Here is a 14370-nt window from a genome sequence, read left to right on the forward strand (position 1 = left end):
GCCTCAGCGCTTGACGGGCATCCATGCCCGTCACCTCCCTCCGCAAGCCCTTCGTTCGGCCTCCTGAAGTCGCGAAGATCAAGATCAAGATCAAAAGCCAGATCAAAAGCCAAGTCAAAAGCGAGAGTAAGAGCACGCGTGAGATTAAGTTTTGCCTGATTAAAAGGCCATGGGAATGGCGAGTGTCGGGGCGTTGACGGAATGCGGTGTAGGGCGTGGAGGGTGTGGAACTTATTTGGCGTGCTTTATAAATAGATGTTAATAATTTACAGCGTATTTTGTGGGTAAGGTTAATTACCGCTTACATACTATCGGTCGTCGTCCGGTTGAAGTTTCCAGCGTCAAGCTTGTCCTGCAACCGCCGAAGGAGGACAATTACCGGCTTCTCGTCACAACCAGCGATTTTGCATGGCCTTTCTCGCACTTGGTATCAACCATAAGACTGCCTCGGTAGACGTACGCGAGCGCGTGGCGTTTACCCCTGAGCAGTTGGTAGACGCCCTGCAGCAGCTCTGCCGCCTCACCTCAAGCCGTGAAGCGGCGATCCTGTCCACCTGCAACCGCAGCGAGCTTTACCTGGCGCAGGATCAGCTGTCCGCCGAGGACGTGCTGCTGTGGCTGGCCGACTATCACCGCCTCAGCCTGGACGAACTGCGTGCCAGCGCCTACGTGCACGAAGAGCATGACGCCGTGAAGCACATGATGCGCGTGGCCTCCGGCCTTGACTCGCTGGTGCTTGGCGAGCCGCAGATTCTCGGCCAGATGAAATCCGCGTATGCCGTGGCCCGCGAGGCCGGTACCGTCGGGCCGTTGCTCGGGCGCCTGTTCCAGGCCACCTTCAGCGCCGCCAAGCAAGTGCGCACCGACACGGCCATTGGCGAAAACCCCGTGTCCGTGGCCTTTGCCGCAGTCAGCCTGGCCAAACAGATCTTCAGCGACCTGGCACGCAGCCAGGCCCTGCTCATCGGGGCTGGCGAAACCATCACCCTGGTCGCCCGCCACCTTCACGAGCAAGGTGTGCGGCGCATTGTCGTGGCCAACCGTACCCTGGAACGCGCCAGTATCCTGGCCGAGCAGTTCGGTGCCCACGCCGTGCTGCTGGCCGACATCCCCCAGGAACTCGCCAACAGCGACATCGTCATCAGCTCCACCGCCAGCCAGTTGCCGATCCTGGGCAAGGGGGCGGTGGAAAGTGCCTTGAAGCAACGCCGCCACAAGCCCATCTTCATGGTCGACATCGCCGTACCCCGCGATATCGAAACCGAAGTGGGCGAGCTGGATGACGTGTACCTCTACACCGTCGACGACCTGCACGATGTGGTTGCCGAAAACCTCAAGAGCCGCCAGGGCGCCGCTCAGGCCGCCGAAGAGCTGGTTGCCGTGGGTGCTGAAGATTTCATGGCGCGCCTGCGTGAACTGGCCGCGGTGGATGTGCTGCGGGCCTACCGCCAGCAAAGCGAACGCCTGCGCGATGAAGAACTGCAAAAAGCCCAGCGCCTGCTGGCCAATGGCGGCAACCCCGAAGAGGTGTTGGCCCAGTTGGCCCGGGGGCTTACCAACAAACTGCTGCACGCACCCAGCGTGCACATGAAAAGGCTCTCGGCCGAAGGCCGCCTTGAAGCGCTGGCCATGGCCCAGGAACTGTTTGCCCTCAACGAGGGCTCCACGGACAAATCCCCGCAATGAAAGCGTCGCTGCTGAACAAACTGGACATTCTCCAGGACCGCTTCGAAGAACTCACCGCACTGCTCGGTGATGCCGAAGTTATCTCCGACCAGACTCGCTTTCGTGCCTATTCCCGCGAATACGCCGAAGTTGAGCCGGTGTACGCCGCCTACAGGGAGTGGCGCAAGGTGCAGGCTGACCTTGAGGGCGCCCAGGCGCTGCTCAAGGACAGTGACCCGGACATGCGTGAAATGGCCGTGGAAGAAGTCCGCGAAGCCAAGGAACAACTGGTGGTGCTGGAGTCCCAGCTGCAGCGCATGCTGTTGCCCAAGGACCCCAACGACGGGCGCAACGTGTTCCTCGAGATCCGCGCCGGTACCGGGGGCGACGAGGCGGCGATTTTCTCTGGCGACCTGTTCCGCATGTACTCGCGGTATGCCGAAAAGCGCGGCTGGCGGCTGGAAATCCTCTCCGAGAACGAGGGCGAGCATGGCGGCTACAAGGAAATCATCGCCCGCGTCGAAGGCGAGAATGTGTACGGCAAGCTCAAGTTCGAGTCCGGCGCGCACCGTGTTCAGCGTGTGCCGGAGACCGAGTCCCAGGGCCGTATCCATACCTCGGCCTGCACCGTGGCGGTACTGCCTGAGCCCGACGAACAGGCTGCCATCGAGATCAACCCTGCCGACTTGCGCGTAGACACCTACCGCGCCTCCGGCGCGGGCGGGCAGCACGTCAACAAAACCGACTCGGCCATCCGTATTACCCACCTGCCTACCGGCATCGTGGTCGAGTGCCAGGAAGAGCGCTCGCAGCACAAGAACCGCGCCCGCGCCATGTCGTGGCTGTCGGCCAAGCTCAATGACATGCAAACCAGCGCCGCACAGAACGCCATTGCCAGTGAGCGCAAGCTGCAGGTGGGGTCCGGTGACCGCTCCGAGCGTATCCGTACCTACAATTATCCACAGGGCCGGGTGACCGACCACCGTATCAACCTCACGCTGTACTCGCTGGACGATGTGCTGGCAGGCGGTGTCGAGGCCGTGATTGAACCGCTGTTGGCCGAATACCAGGCCGATCAACTGGCCGCCCTGGGGGACTGATGACCATCATCGCCAGCCTGCTGCGCAACGCGCAGTTACCCGAGTCGCCCACCGAGCGCCTGGATGCCGAGCTGTTGTTGGCTGCAGCCATCGGCAAGTCGCGCAGCTACCTGCACACCTGGCCCGAACGCATTGTCAGCAGCGAGGCCGCGCAGACCTACGCCGGTTACCTGCAACGCCGCCGTGGCGGCGAGCCGGTTGCCTATATTCTTGGCCAGCAGGGCTTCTGGAAGATCGACCTGGAAGTGGCACCGCACACGCTGATCCCGCGGCCAGACACCGAGCTGCTGGTGGAAACGGCGCTGGAGTTGCAGCCCGCGCTGCCGGCCCGGGTGCTTGACCTGGGTACCGGCACCGGCGCCATCGCCCTGGCCCTGGCCAGCGAGCGCCCGGCCTGGCAGGTGACGGCGGTCGACCGGGTACCCGAGGCCGTGGCGCTGGCCGAGCGCAACCGCCAGCGCCTTGGCCTGGCCAATGCCCGCGTGCAGTTGAGCCACTGGTTCGACAGCCTCGGCGACCAGCGCTTTGACCTGATCGTCAGCAACCCACCTTACATTCGCGCTGCAGACCCGCACCTGGGCGCCGGCGATGTGCGGTTCGAGCCCAGCAGTGCACTGGTGGCCGGGGCCGATGGCCTGGATGACCTGCGCATCATCGCCGCCCAGGCACCGGCTTACTTGGTCCCGGGTGGCTGGCTGTTGCTGGAGCACGGTTATGACCAGGCTGCGGCGGTTCGCGCGCTGCTGGCCAGTCACGGTTTTGCTGATGTAGACAGCCGCACCGACCTTGGCGGCCATGAGCGCATCACCCTGGGGCGTCTGCCATGCTGAGCGACCAGGAGCTGCTGCGCTACAGCCGCCAGGTACTGCTGTCGCAGATCGATATCGATGGCCAGTTGCGCCTCAAGCAGAGCAAGGCGTTGATCGTCGGCCTGGGGGGGCTGGGGTCTCCTGTGGCCCTGTATCTGGCGGCGGCAGGGGTGGGGGAGCTGCACCTGGCGGACTTCGACACCGTCGACCTGACCAACCTGCAACGCCAGGTGATCCACGACAGCGCCAGCGTTGGCATGACCAAGGTCGACTCGGCCATGCAACGCTTGCAGGCGATCAACCCCGAAATCACCCTGGTTGCCCACCGGCAAGCGCTGGATGATACGTCGTTGGCCGCTGCGGTGGCGGCGGTAGACCTGGTGCTGGACTGCTCGGACAACTTCGCTACTCGCGAGGCGGTGAATGCCGCCTGCGTTGCCGGCAGCAAGCCGCTTGTCAGTGGGGCGGCCATTCGTCTCGAGGGGCAACTGTCGGTTTTCGACCCTCGCCGTGACTACAGCCCGTGCTACCACTGCCTGTATGGGCAGGGTAGCGAGGCTGAGCTGACCTGCAGCGAAGCCGGCGTGATCGGCCCGCTTGTAGGCCTGGTGGGCAGCCTGCAGGCGCTTGAGGCCATGAAGCTGCTGGCAGGCTTTGGTGAACCCCTGGTGGGCCGGCTGTTGCTGATCGATGCGCTGGGTACCCGTATTCGCGAGCTGCGGGTCAAGCGCGACCCGGCCTGCCCGGTCTGCGGCAAGCGCGATGGCTGAGCGCTCGGCGCCCATCGGCGTCATGGACTCGGGCGTGGGTGGCCTGTCGGTGCTTGCTGAGATCCGCCGCCTGCTGCCCAACGAAACGCTGTGGTATGTGGCCGACTGTGGCCATGTACCCTATGGCGAGAAGTCCGCCGATTACATCCGCGACCGCTGCCGTCGCATCGCGGGGTTCTTCCATGAGCAGGGCGCCAAGGCCATGGTGCTGGCCTGCAACACGGCTACCGTCGCGGCAGTTGCCGACCTTCGCGCGCATTACCCGGGTTGGCCATTGGTGGGCATGGAGCCAGCGGTCAAGCCCGCTGCAGCGGCGACCCGCTCTGGGGTAGTCGGGGTGCTGGCCACCACGGGTACGCTGCAGAGTGCCAAGTTTGCTGCCTTGCTCGATCGCTTTGCCAGCGACGTCCGCGTCATCACCCAGCCGTGCCCGGGCCTGGTCGAGTTGATTGAGACCGGAGACCTGGCAAGCCATGCACTGCGTGAGCGGTTGCAGGGGTACGTTGAGCCGCTGATGGCCGCAGGGTGCGATACGCTGATATTGGGCTGCACCCACTACCCGTTCCTGCGCCCGTTGCTGGCGCAACTGGTGCCTGCTCACGTGGCGATCATCGACACCGGCGCTGCGGTGGCGCGTCAACTGCACAGGCTTCTGGAAGGTGCAGACCTGCTGGCTACCGGGCCAGCACGCGATACGCAGCTGTGGACCAGTGGCGACCCGGCTTCGCTCCTGGGCGTGCTGCCGGTGTTGTGGGGGCAGCCGGGTAGCGTTGAACGGTTTGGGTTGTAGAAGCTAAGCGCGGCAAACGCTGCAATACAGTTGCTTGTCACTTGCCTGGCATCGGCCAGAGGCTGGCCGGGTGCAGCACCTCGAGCACAAGCTCGGGGAGGCGTTCGGCCAACCGTTTGAGCAGTTCCTGCGCCGCAGTCTCAGCCGTCCACGCCTCAGGTATGACGGGCGCAGCCGTGACCTGGGAGTCGACTGCAAGCGGCGCTACCACCGTTACATCAATCCCTTGTGCCTGAAGCGCTTCGCGCTGTTCACGCACCCATTGCACCGTGTTGTTCCAACCGGCAGCGACTTGTGTAGGTGCGTACATCTGCAATGCCGTGTAACGGCTGAATACGGCCATTACCTGAGGTGCGCTACCGCGCTCCAGCAAAGGCACCGCCGCAGCCAGGCTCAGCTGCGTGGCCAGGTGGTTGGACTCGATAAGGTGCTCGAACAGCGCATCACGGGCTATGTCACCGGCCAGGTAATCACCGGTCCCGGCATTGATGATCAGGCAATCAAGTGCCCCCCAGGCCTGCTCGAGCAACTGCCCGGCTTCAGCCGCCTCCGGTGCCCCCTGCAACAGCCCTGGCAGCTGTAGAAACCGGTCATGATGAAGGGGTGCCAACGCATCGGGGCTACCGCTGGCGGCGACACGATGACCTTGCAGCAGCAGGTGCTCTACCAGCGCCATTCCTAGCCCGTTTGATGCTCCTGTAACCCAGAAACTACGTGAGTTAGACAAGATCGATGCCCTCTATACGACTGCTAGCGTTGGAGAGCTTTGAACGCCTCCAGTGCTCGCTGGCGACTGCTACGGAGATCTACAAGTGGACGTGGATACAGACTAGCACTGATTTTGGCAGCAGAACCGCTAGGGTCATGAATACTTTTGTCATCAAGGTCCCGCAGTTCAGGCACCCACTCACGGATGAAACGCCCCTGGGGATCGAACCGCTGCGATTGCGAGACGGGGTTGAAGATGCGGAAATAGGGCACTGAATCGGTACCGGTCGAGGCACTCCACTGCCAGCCACCATTGTTGGCCGCCAGGTCGCCGTCGATGAGGTGGCGCATGAAGTGCCGTTCGCCATGGCGCCAGTCGATCAGCAAATTCTTGCTGAGAAACATGGCAGTGACCATGCGCAGCCGGTTGTGCATCCACCCGGTTTCCAGCAACTGGCGCATGGCCGCATCGATGATCGGGAAGCCCGTGCGGCCTTCTTCCCAGGCCTTCAGCTCTTTGGGGGCGTTGCGCCAGGGCAATGCCTCGGTATGGGAGCGGAATGCACGGTGGCGCGACACCTGTGGGTAACCGGTGAGGATGTGTTTGTAGAACTCGCGCCAGATCAGCTCGTTGATCCAGGTCTGCACACCTGGGTTGCCACTGTCGAACTCGCCATGGTTGCTGGCCAAGGCGCCGTGCAGGCATTGGCGGGGCGAAATCACGCCAGCTGCCAGGTAGGCGGAAAGGCGGCTGGTACCAGGCTTGGCCGGCAGGTCACGCAAGTGTTCATAATCCACGATGGTTTCGTCGGCGAACCGTGACAACCGTTCCTGTGCTTCGTTTTCCCCGGCAGGCCAAAGGTCTCGCAGGGACTTGGCCGGTTTATCGAAGCCGTCTACATGCTGCGGGATGGGGTCGCTGCTGATCGACAGGGCCGCCTGGCGTTTCACCCGTGGCGCCAGTGACGGGAGCCCACGGTGCAGGTGCTCCAGGCAGTTCTTCTTGAATTGGCTGAACACCTGAAAGTAGTCGCCGCTTCGTGTCAGTACGGTACCCGGGCGGAACAACAACTGGTCCAGGTGGCTGTGGGCCTGAATATCGGAGCGCTCCAGCAAGGTCCTGGTTGCGTCATCGCGGCGCTGTTCGTGGATGCCGTATTCCTCGTTCCAGTGCACGCTTTGCACGTGGTGCTTGCGACATACCTGCAGTACGGCGTCGGGTGCCTGGTCCCAGGTGTCGACCTTGCGAATCAACAACGGAATATTCAGCGCTTCGAGCGACTGGCGCAGTTCACGCAGGTTGCGCAGCCAGAAGTCGACCTTGCACGGGGCATCGTCGTGGGCCAGCCATTGTTCGGGGCTGACCAGCCAGAGGGCGAGGGTAGGGCCGCGCTCACTGGCGGCGCTGAGTGCGGTGTTGTCATCGGTGCGCAGGTCGCTGCGTAGCCAGGTCAAGTGCATAGGCTAATGAATTCTCCGGGCTGGCGGCTATGGGTTCTGAAGCAGTCGCAAGGCAGCTTGCGGGGTGTCGAACAGGGCAAGGTTGGGTAAGTCGAGGTGGCTCAGTTGCGCTTGATGCAACGCCACCAGGCTACCGCCGACGAGCGTCGGCACACCCAGCCCATGCAGCGAACGCTGCAGGGCTCTGGCATCGATTCGGGGCCCCAGGTGCAGCAGGACGGCACGTGGGTGCAGCGTCGCCACTGCGCTTTGCAGATGCGCGCCGGCCAGCGCCTGTTCGAGCACTTCCACGGCAAACCCATTGCTGGTAAGCAGCCAGGCGCACAACCACAGCTCGGGGTTGAATGCACGATCGCTGTCTTCAGCCAGCAGCACCGCCGGGCCCTGCAGCAACTGATTGTCGTGGTAGACGCGCGCGCCCAGCTTGCTGCGCAACCAGGTATGGAAGAACGCCTGTTCCAGGCGTGCGTTGAAGTAGGTGCGCCAGCGAAGCTGCAGGTGGTTCAGCAAGGGGAGCAACAGTTGTTCGCACAGGGTCACGGCCGGGTACAGTGCCATCGCCTGGTTGAGCTGGTGGTCAAGGGTGCGCTGCGACAGGTTGGCAATGGCCTCCAGCATCTGCACCTGCCTGGCCTGCCAATCGCTCTGGGGCGGCGTACCCAGCGGTTTGTCGAGCAGCTCGCCCACCTGGCTGACCGACGCGCCGCGCTGTAACCAGGCCAGGATCGATTCGACGCGCTCAACCTGTTCCACCGGGTACAGGCGATGCCCCTTTGGCGTACGTTGGGGCTTGAGCAGCCCATAGCGGCGTTCCCAGGCACGCAAGGTAACGGGATTGACGCCAGTGCGGCGGGCCAGCTCACCGATAGGCAACAGTACTTCAGACCGCATTGCGCAGCCCCAGGCTTTCAGGGTGCGGCTGCAGGTACGCCTGCTGCTGCAGATACGGGTCGGGGTGGTTGCGCAAGTGGTGCTTGAGCAGGGTCAGCGGCACGACCAAGGGTACGACCCCTTGCTGGTATTGGCCGATCAGTTCCTGTAGCTCGCTTTTGTCCGAAGGCGTAAGGGCATCCTTGAAATAACCGCTCAGGTGCTGCAGCACGTTACTGTGAGTGCCGCGGCTGGCGCAGCGACGCAATGCCTGCATCAGCTCGGAGAAGTACTGCGGGCCCACCACCAGCGGATCATCGTCCTTGCTCAGGGTGCCCAGCATGCGCCCCAGGGTTCGGTAAGCCTGGGGGTTGTTGGCCATCAACAGGTACTTGTAGCGCGAATGGAAATTGACCAGCGCCCCGCGGTTCAGGCCTTCGGCCAGTACCCGCTGCCAGTCGGCGTAGGCATACACCCGGCTGATGAAGTTTTCACGCAGCACGGGGTCATGCAGGCGGCCTTCTTCTTCCACAGGCAGGTCAGGCCGGCGTTCGCAAAATGCCTGAGCGTAGGCACCGCGCCCGCTGTGGAAGGCGGGGTGGCCGTTGTCCTGGTACACCTTTACCCGCTCCAGGCCACAGGAGGGCGACTTCTGCATGAAGATATAGCCGCAGATGTCGTCAAGCTCGTTGGCCATCTGCTCGCCGTAGGTGCGCAAGGGGCCGGTGAGGTCCATGCCGGGGTTGCGCGTGCCCACCACTTCAGGGTGATCCGGGTTACCGACCAGGCGGATCGGGTCTCTGGGCACACCCAGGCCGATTGCAACCTCGGGGCATACCGGGGTCCATTCGAAATGCTCTTCCAGCTGAGCGCGGCACAGGTCGGAGGCCTTGTGGCCACCGTTATAGCGAACGCTGTGCCCGGTCAGGCAGGCGCTGATGGCGATGCGTGGCTTGTGGTGGGTTGCAGGGTCGTGCATGGCTGCCTCCGTTAAACCTGTACGTAAATTTAACCTTGTACAAGTTTATTCCAGCACATCGCTGGCTTCATTGAAACCAGTATTTTGTATATACGCCTTCACTCCAGGTGCTCGAGCAGGCGTCTTGCAGCCTCCTGGCCACTGAGCCAGGCGCCCTCCACGCGCCCCGACAGGCACCAGTCACCGCAGGCGTACAAGCCTTGGTCGGCGTCGGCCAGGGCCCCCCATTCATGGTTGCCACCTGGGCGTGCATACAACCAGCGGTGTGCAAGGGCGAACGTCGGTGCAGGCACCACGCAGCCTACCAGCTCGGCGAATTCGCCCCACAGCTGCTCTACCACCTCGTCCTTGGCCAGGTCGATATGTTGCCGGCTCCACGTGGAGGTGGCATGCAGCACCCAGGTGTCCAGCTGCTCGTCACGGCCGGGTTTGCTGCGGTTGCGGGCCAGCCAGTCGAGCGGGTTGTCCTGCAAGAAGCACCCTTGCATAGGCGTCTCCAGGGCTGCCTGGAAACCAAGTGCAACGGCCCAGGTGGGCTCCATCTGCACGCCCGCCGCGACGGCGGCGAGCTTGGGCGTGGCCGCCAGTAAAGGCGTTGCCTGGGGGGCCGGCACCGCGATGATCACCCGGCTGTAGGGCCCATGGCTGCACCCCTCGGTGTCCTGCAGGTGCCAATACTGCTTGCCGCGGAACACCTCGGCGATGCGGCAACTGAAATTCACTGTCATGTCTGTCAACAGGCCGCGAGTGATGGCACTCATTCGCGGCACGCCCACCCAGCGGGTCTGCTCATCCGGGGAGGGCGTCAGTTGGCCGTCGCGGTAGTTGTACAGTTGGGGTTTCCACTGGGCGGCCCAGCCGGCCGCCACCCACTGCTGCACCTGGTCGACGAAGCGACGGTCGCGGGCGGTGAAGTACTGCGCGCCCAGATCGAGGGCGCCAGCCTCGCTGCGTTTGCTGGCCATGCGCCCGCCACTGCCGTGCCCCTTGTCGAACAGGTGCACGAGCTGCCCGGCCTTGTGTAAAGCCTGAGCGGCGGACAGGCCAGCGATTCCGGCCCCGATGATGGCAATAGGTACAGTCATAATGGCCTCTCAAACCTTGCTATGAGCAGACTACGCTGTCAGGCAAACCTGTACAATCCAGAAAATCTGTATAAGGTTATTCCGCTTCCACGGAAAGGTTGGCCTATGTTTATCGGAGAGCGTCGGGTCCAAAAAGTGCCTTGATGTTAAAAATAGACCACCGCCGTATTCTGCGAGGACACAGCCATGCACATATTGCTGACGGGCGGCACCGGATTGATTGGGCGGCATCTGTGCCGCTACTGGCTTGCACAGGGCCATCGGCTGACGGTATGGAGCCGCCGCCCGGACCAGGTGCCTGCGCTGTGCGGCAAGGGGGTACGGGGCATTGCCCGGCTGGAGCAGTTACCCGCCGATGAGCCGCTGGACGCCGTGGTCAACCTGGCCGGTGCGCCCATCGCTGATCGGCCTTGGACGGCGTCCCGGCGCAGCGTGCTGTGGGCCAGCCGTATCACCCTGACCGAACAGTTGCTGGCGTGGCTGGGTAGCCGCGAACAACGGCCGCAGGTATTGATTTCCGGTTCCGCGGTGGGTTGGTATGGCGATGGCGGCGAACGTGAGCTGACCGAAGAATCCCCGCCGGTACGGGAAGACTTTGCCAGCCAGCTGTGCATTGCATGGGAAGAAACCGCCCAACGTTCCCAGGCCCAGGGTATCCGTGTGGTGCTGGTGCGCACCGGGCTGGTGCTGGCCAGCGATGGCGGGTTCCTGTCACGTCTGCGCCTGCCGTTCAAGCTGGGCCTGGGCGGCCCGTTGGGTAACGGCAGGCAGTGGATGCCGTGGATCCATATAGACGACCAGGTCGCCCTGATTGATTTTCTGTTGCAGCATGGCGAAGCCAGCGGTCCTTATAATGCCTGCGCCCCTGAGCCGGTGCGTAACCGTGACTTTGCCCGGGCGCTGGGCAAGGCGTTGCACCGCCCCGCGGTGCTACCGGTACCTGCACTGCTGCTCAAGGCTGGGCTAGGTGAAATGTCCAGCCTGCTGCTGGGCGGCCAGCGGGCACGCCCGGCGCGCTTGCTGGCTGCAGGCTACAGCTTTCGCTTCAACGATCTGCAATCGGCGCTGGGCAACCTGTCCAGCCGCCTCTGACTAAGGATGTTGCATGACTGATCACGCCCTGTTGCTGGTCAACCTGGGTTCACCGGCCTCCACCTCGGTAGCCGACGTGCGCCGCTACCTGAACCAGTTTCTGATGGACCCGTATGTGGTCGACCTGCCCTGGCCCATCCGCCGCCTGCTGGTATCGCTGATCCTGATCAAGCGGCCCGAGCAGTCTGCCCATGCCTACGCCTCTATCTGGTGGGATGAAGGCTCGCCACTGGTGGAGCTGACCCGGCGCTTGCAGGCGGCGATGGTCGAGCACTGGCCCCACGGCCCGGTAGAGATTGCCATGCGCTATGGCCAGCCGGCCCTGCCCGACGTGCTGGAACGGCTGGCCGCGCAAGGCGTGCGCAAGGTGACCCTGGCGCCGCTGTATCCACAGTTCGCCGACAGCACCGTCACTACGGTAGTTGAGCTTGCCAAGGACACCATCACCGAGCGCCACCTGCCCCTGCAGATGCGCGTGCTGCAGCCGTTCTATGATCAGCCGGACTACATCGATGCGCTGGTGGCCAGCGCACGGCCGTATCTGCAGCAGGATTACGACCACGTGCTGCTCAGCTTCCATGGCCTGCCAGAGCGGCACCTGAAAAAACTCTACCCCAAAGGCATCCGGCATGACTTGCGGGCAGCCGACTGTTGCGAGGGGGCCAGTGCTGCGGTGCAGGCGGTGTGCTACCGCGGCCAGTGCCTAGCTACTGCCAAAGCCTTTGCGCGCAAGATGGGCATACCCGATGGCAAGTGGTCGGTGTCGTTCCAGTCGCGGTTGGGCCGGGACAAATGGATTGAACCGTACACCGAAACGCGCCTGGACGAACTGGCCAAGGCCGGTGTGAAAAAGCTGCTGGTGATGTGCCCGGCCTTCGTCGCCGACTGCATCGAGACGCTGGAGGAAATCGGCATGCGTGGCAGCGAGCAGTTCATCGAGGCAGGCGGGCGTGAACTGGTGCTGGTGCCCTGCATGAACGACCACCCGGAGTGGGCGAGGGTGCTGGCAGACCTGTGTGAAAAGGCCTGACACTCGGGGTGTGGCAGGCCCTGTTGCCGCTGAGCGCGCAGCAGGGCCTGTGGGTCATTGCTGCCTCAAGGCAACTGGTCATCCAGTTTCTTGTGCTTCCAGGCGTCGTTGCCCGGCAGGATCAGGTTCAGTGCAATAGCCACGATAGCGCACAGGGCGATGCCCTTCAGTCCCCAGTCATCCGGCCCGTCACCCGTGCCCACCAGTACGCCGCCGATACCGAACACCAGCGTCACCGAAACGATCACCAGGTTGCGCGCCTCGGCCAGGTCCACCTTGTGGCGGATCATGGTGTTCAAACCCACGGCGGCAATGGAGCCGAACAGCAGGCACAGAATGCCGCCCATCACAGGGATTGGGATGCTTTGCAGCAGGGCGCCGAACTTGCCGATGAAGGCCAGGGTAATAGCGAACAGCGCAGCCCAGGTCATGATCTTCGGGTTGTAGTTCTTGGTCAGCATCACCGCGCCAGTCACCTCGGCGTAGGTGGTGTTGGGCGGCCCGCCAAACAGGCCGGCTGCTGTGGTGGCCAGGCCGTCACCGAGCAGGGTGCGGTGCAGCCCGGGCGTTTTCAGGTAGTCACGGCCGGTCACGCTGCCCACCGCGATAACGCCACCAATGTGTTCGATTGCCGGCGCCAGGGCGACCGGGACGATAAACAGGATGGCTTGCCAGTTGAACGCCGGGGCGGTGAAGTTGGGCAGCTCCAGCCAGGGTGCAGCGGCGATCTTGGCGGTATCGACCACGCCAAAGGCAAACGACAGGGCAAACCCCACCAGCACACCCGCAATGATCGGCACCAGACGGAAGATGCCTTTGCCGAATACCGCCACGATCAGGGTGGTGAGCAACGCTGGCATGGAGATAAGCATGGCGGTTTTATAAGGCAGCAGCACGCTGCCATCACCAGCCTTGCCCATCGCCATGTTGGCCGCGATCGGTGCCATGGCCAGGCCAATGGAGATGATCACCGGGCCGATCACCACGGGCGGTAGCGTGCGGTCGATGAAGCCGGTGCCTTTGATTTTTACCATCAGCCCCATGAAGGTGTACACGAAACCCGCGGCCATCACGCCGCCCATGGTTTCGGCCAGGCCAAACTGGCCTTTGGCGAGGATGATGGGGGTGATGAAGGCAAAGCTCGAGGCCAGGAACACAGGTACCTGGCGGCCGGTGACCAGCTGGAACAGCAGCGTGCCGATGCCTGCGGTGAACAGTGCGACGTTCGGGTCCAGGCCGGTGATCAAGGGCATCAGCACCAGCGCTCCGAATGCCACGAAGAGCATCTGCGCGCCCGAAACGACCTGGCGCCAGAGCGGGTCGTTGAAGCCGTCCTGCATGGTCAGGCGTCCTTCTGCTTGGTGCCGAAGATCTTGTCACCGGCATCACCCAGGCCCGGCACGATGTAGCCGTGCTCGTTCAGGCGCTCGTCGATGGAGGCGGTGAAGATCTGCACGTCCGGGTGGGCTTTCTCGACCACCTGGATGCCCTCGGGGGCGGCGACCAGGACCATGGCGCGGATTTCCCGGCAACCGGCCTTTTTCAGCAGGTCGATGGTCGCGACCATGGAGCCGCCAGTTGCCAGCATCGGGTCGATGATCAGTGCCAGGCGCTGGTTGATATCGGGCGCGAGTTTTTCCAGGTAAGTGTGTGCTTCGAGGGTTTCTTCGTTGCGGGCCACGCCGACGGCGCTGACCTTGGCACCCGGTACCAGGCTGAGCACGCCGTCGAGCATGCCGATACCGGCACGCAGAATCGGCACGACGGTAATTTTCTTGCCGGCGATTTTCTCTACCGCAACCTTGCCACACCAGCCGTCGATCTCGTAGGTTTCGAGGGGCAGGTCCTGGGTGGCTTCATAGGTCAGAAGGGCGCCGACTTCCTGGGCGAGTTCGCGAAAGTTCTTGGTGCTGATGTCGGCACGGCGCATGAGGCCGAGCTTGTGGCGGATCAGCGGGTGGCGGATCTCACGGGTGGGCATAGGGGGCTCCGAAAGGCGGGCAAAAAAACC

Annotated in this window: 13 protein-coding genes and 1 pseudogene; 7 read left to right on the top strand and 7 right to left on the bottom strand. The window is 63.3% G+C overall.

Features of this window, described 5'->3' with window-relative positions:
- Nucleotides 1-408: 408 nt before the first annotated feature.
- The 5 genes from hemA to murI are packed head-to-tail and all read left to right on the top strand — an operon-like array spanning nt 409 to nt 5134.
- Nucleotides 409-1686, top strand: coding sequence for a glutamyl-tRNA reductase (gene hemA, locus IAE33_RS12500; RefSeq protein ID WP_028631686.1), 1278 nt, complete (start codon nt 409-411; stop codon nt 1684-1686).
- The gene (gene prfA / locus IAE33_RS12505) at nt 1683-2765 is read left to right on the top strand and encodes a peptide chain release factor 1 (protein ID WP_201163727.1); all 1083 of its coding nucleotides are present in this window, start codon (nt 1683-1685) and stop codon (nt 2763-2765) included. Before hemA ends, prfA begins: the two co-directional genes overlap by 4 nt.
- A complete protein-coding gene (gene prmC / locus IAE33_RS12510; RefSeq protein WP_201163728.1) occupies nt 2765-3595 on the top strand; it encodes a peptide chain release factor N(5)-glutamine methyltransferase in 831 nt (276 codons plus the stop codon). Before prfA ends, prmC begins: the two co-directional genes overlap by 1 nt.
- Nucleotides 3589-4344 carry a molybdopterin-synthase adenylyltransferase MoeB gene (locus IAE33_RS12515; RefSeq protein ID WP_201163729.1) on the top strand — a complete coding sequence of 252 codons (756 nt, stop codon included), beginning with the start codon at nt 3589-3591 and terminating at the stop codon, nt 4342-4344. The genes prmC and IAE33_RS12515 overlap by 7 nt, the downstream gene beginning before the upstream one ends.
- On the top strand, nt 4337-5134 hold the full coding sequence (gene murI, locus IAE33_RS12520) for a glutamate racemase (RefSeq protein WP_201163730.1): 798 nt from the start codon (nt 4337-4339) through the stop codon (nt 5132-5134). The genes IAE33_RS12515 and murI overlap by 8 nt, the downstream gene beginning before the upstream one ends.
- Nucleotides 5135-5171: 37 nt before the next feature.
- Here the strand turns inward: murI and IAE33_RS12525 are convergent, their stop codons facing one another.
- The 5 genes and pseudogenes from IAE33_RS12525 to IAE33_RS12545 all read right to left on the bottom strand — a co-directional run bounded on the left by IAE33_RS12525 (nt 5172) and on the right by IAE33_RS12545 (nt 10237).
- Complete coding sequence (locus IAE33_RS12525) at nt 5172-5861, bottom strand: SDR family oxidoreductase (protein WP_201163731.1); 690 nt, start codon at nt 5859-5861, stop codon at nt 5172-5174.
- 23 nt (nt 5862-5884) lie between these two features.
- Nucleotides 5885-7303, bottom strand: a complete 1419-nt coding sequence (gene phrB / locus IAE33_RS12530) for a deoxyribodipyrimidine photo-lyase (RefSeq protein WP_201163732.1) — start codon at nt 7301-7303, stop codon at nt 5885-5887.
- Nucleotides 7294-8194, bottom strand: a pseudogene (locus tag IAE33_RS12535) (MerR family transcriptional regulator). Before IAE33_RS12535 ends, phrB begins: the two are co-directional and overlap by 10 nt.
- On the bottom strand, nt 8184-9152 hold the full coding sequence (locus tag IAE33_RS12540) for a YbgA family protein (protein ID WP_060483308.1): 969 nt from the start codon (nt 9150-9152) through the stop codon (nt 8184-8186). Before IAE33_RS12540 ends, IAE33_RS12535 begins: the two are co-directional and overlap by 11 nt.
- 98 nt (nt 9153-9250) lie before the next feature.
- Entirely contained in the window at nt 9251-10237 is a 987-nt protein-coding gene (locus IAE33_RS12545; RefSeq protein WP_201163734.1) for an NAD(P)/FAD-dependent oxidoreductase, read from the bottom strand.
- A 186-nt stretch (nt 10238-10423) separates the two neighbouring features.
- On the opposite strand from IAE33_RS12545, the gene IAE33_RS12550 reads away from it, so the two are divergent.
- Nucleotides 10424-11329, top strand: a complete 906-nt coding sequence (locus IAE33_RS12550) for a TIGR01777 family oxidoreductase (protein ID WP_201163735.1) — start codon at nt 10424-10426, stop codon at nt 11327-11329.
- 13 nt (nt 11330-11342) lie between these two features.
- The gene (gene hemH / locus IAE33_RS12555; RefSeq protein WP_201163736.1) at nt 11343-12359 is read left to right on the top strand and encodes a ferrochelatase; all 1017 of its coding nucleotides are present in this window, start codon (nt 11343-11345) and stop codon (nt 12357-12359) included.
- Nucleotides 12360-12424: 65 nt separating this feature from the next.
- On the opposite strand, the gene IAE33_RS12560 is transcribed toward hemH, so the two are convergent.
- Together IAE33_RS12560 and upp are read right to left on the bottom strand one after the other, a co-directional pair.
- Nucleotides 12425-13699, bottom strand: coding sequence for a uracil-xanthine permease family protein (locus tag IAE33_RS12560; protein WP_028631675.1), 1275 nt, complete (start codon nt 13697-13699; stop codon nt 12425-12427).
- Between the two features lie 2 nt (nt 13700-13701).
- Entirely contained in the window at nt 13702-14340 is a 639-nt protein-coding gene (gene upp, locus IAE33_RS12565) for a uracil phosphoribosyltransferase (RefSeq protein WP_028631674.1), read from the bottom strand.
- Nucleotides 14341-14370 lie beyond the last annotated feature (30 nt).

It is taken from the genome of Pseudomonas sp. S60 (genome assembly GCF_016647865.1).
GTDB classification, from domain to species: Bacteria; Pseudomonadota; Gammaproteobacteria; order Pseudomonadales; family Pseudomonadaceae; genus Aquipseudomonas; species Aquipseudomonas parafulva.

What these genes read in the sequence shown, in the direction of transcription:
- prfA (WP_201163727.1), top strand. Translation starts at nt 1,683, where the DNA reads ATGAAAGCGTCGCTGCTGAACAAACTGGACATTCTCCAGGACCGCTTC.
- IAE33_RS12550 (WP_201163735.1), top strand. Translation starts at nt 10,424, where the DNA reads ATGCACATATTGCTGACGGGCGGCACCGGATTGATTGGGCGGCATCTG.
- IAE33_RS12545 (WP_201163734.1), bottom strand. Translation starts at nt 10,237, where the DNA reads ATGACTGTACCTATTGCCATCATCGGGGCCGGAATCGCTGGCCTGTCC.
- hemA (WP_028631686.1), top strand. Translation starts at nt 409, where the DNA reads ATGGCCTTTCTCGCACTTGGTATCAACCATAAGACTGCCTCGGTAGAC.
- IAE33_RS12540 (WP_060483308.1), bottom strand. Translation starts at nt 9,152, where the DNA reads ATGCACGACCCTGCAACCCACCACAAGCCACGCATCGCCATCAGCGCC.
- hemH (WP_201163736.1), top strand. Translation starts at nt 11,343, where the DNA reads ATGACTGATCACGCCCTGTTGCTGGTCAACCTGGGTTCACCGGCCTCC.
- IAE33_RS12515 (WP_201163729.1), top strand. Translation starts at nt 3,589, where the DNA reads ATGCTGAGCGACCAGGAGCTGCTGCGCTACAGCCGCCAGGTACTGCTG.
- phrB (WP_201163732.1), bottom strand. Translation starts at nt 7,303, where the DNA reads ATGCACTTGACCTGGCTACGCAGCGACCTGCGCACCGATGACAACACC.
- upp (WP_028631674.1), bottom strand. Translation starts at nt 14,340, where the DNA reads ATGCCCACCCGTGAGATCCGCCACCCGCTGATCCGCCACAAGCTCGGC.
- murI (WP_201163730.1), top strand. Translation starts at nt 4,337, where the DNA reads ATGGCTGAGCGCTCGGCGCCCATCGGCGTCATGGACTCGGGCGTGGGT.
- IAE33_RS12560 (WP_028631675.1), bottom strand. Translation starts at nt 13,699, where the DNA reads ATGCAGGACGGCTTCAACGACCCGCTCTGGCGCCAGGTCGTTTCGGGC.
- prmC (WP_201163728.1), top strand. Translation starts at nt 2,765, where the DNA reads ATGACCATCATCGCCAGCCTGCTGCGCAACGCGCAGTTACCCGAGTCG.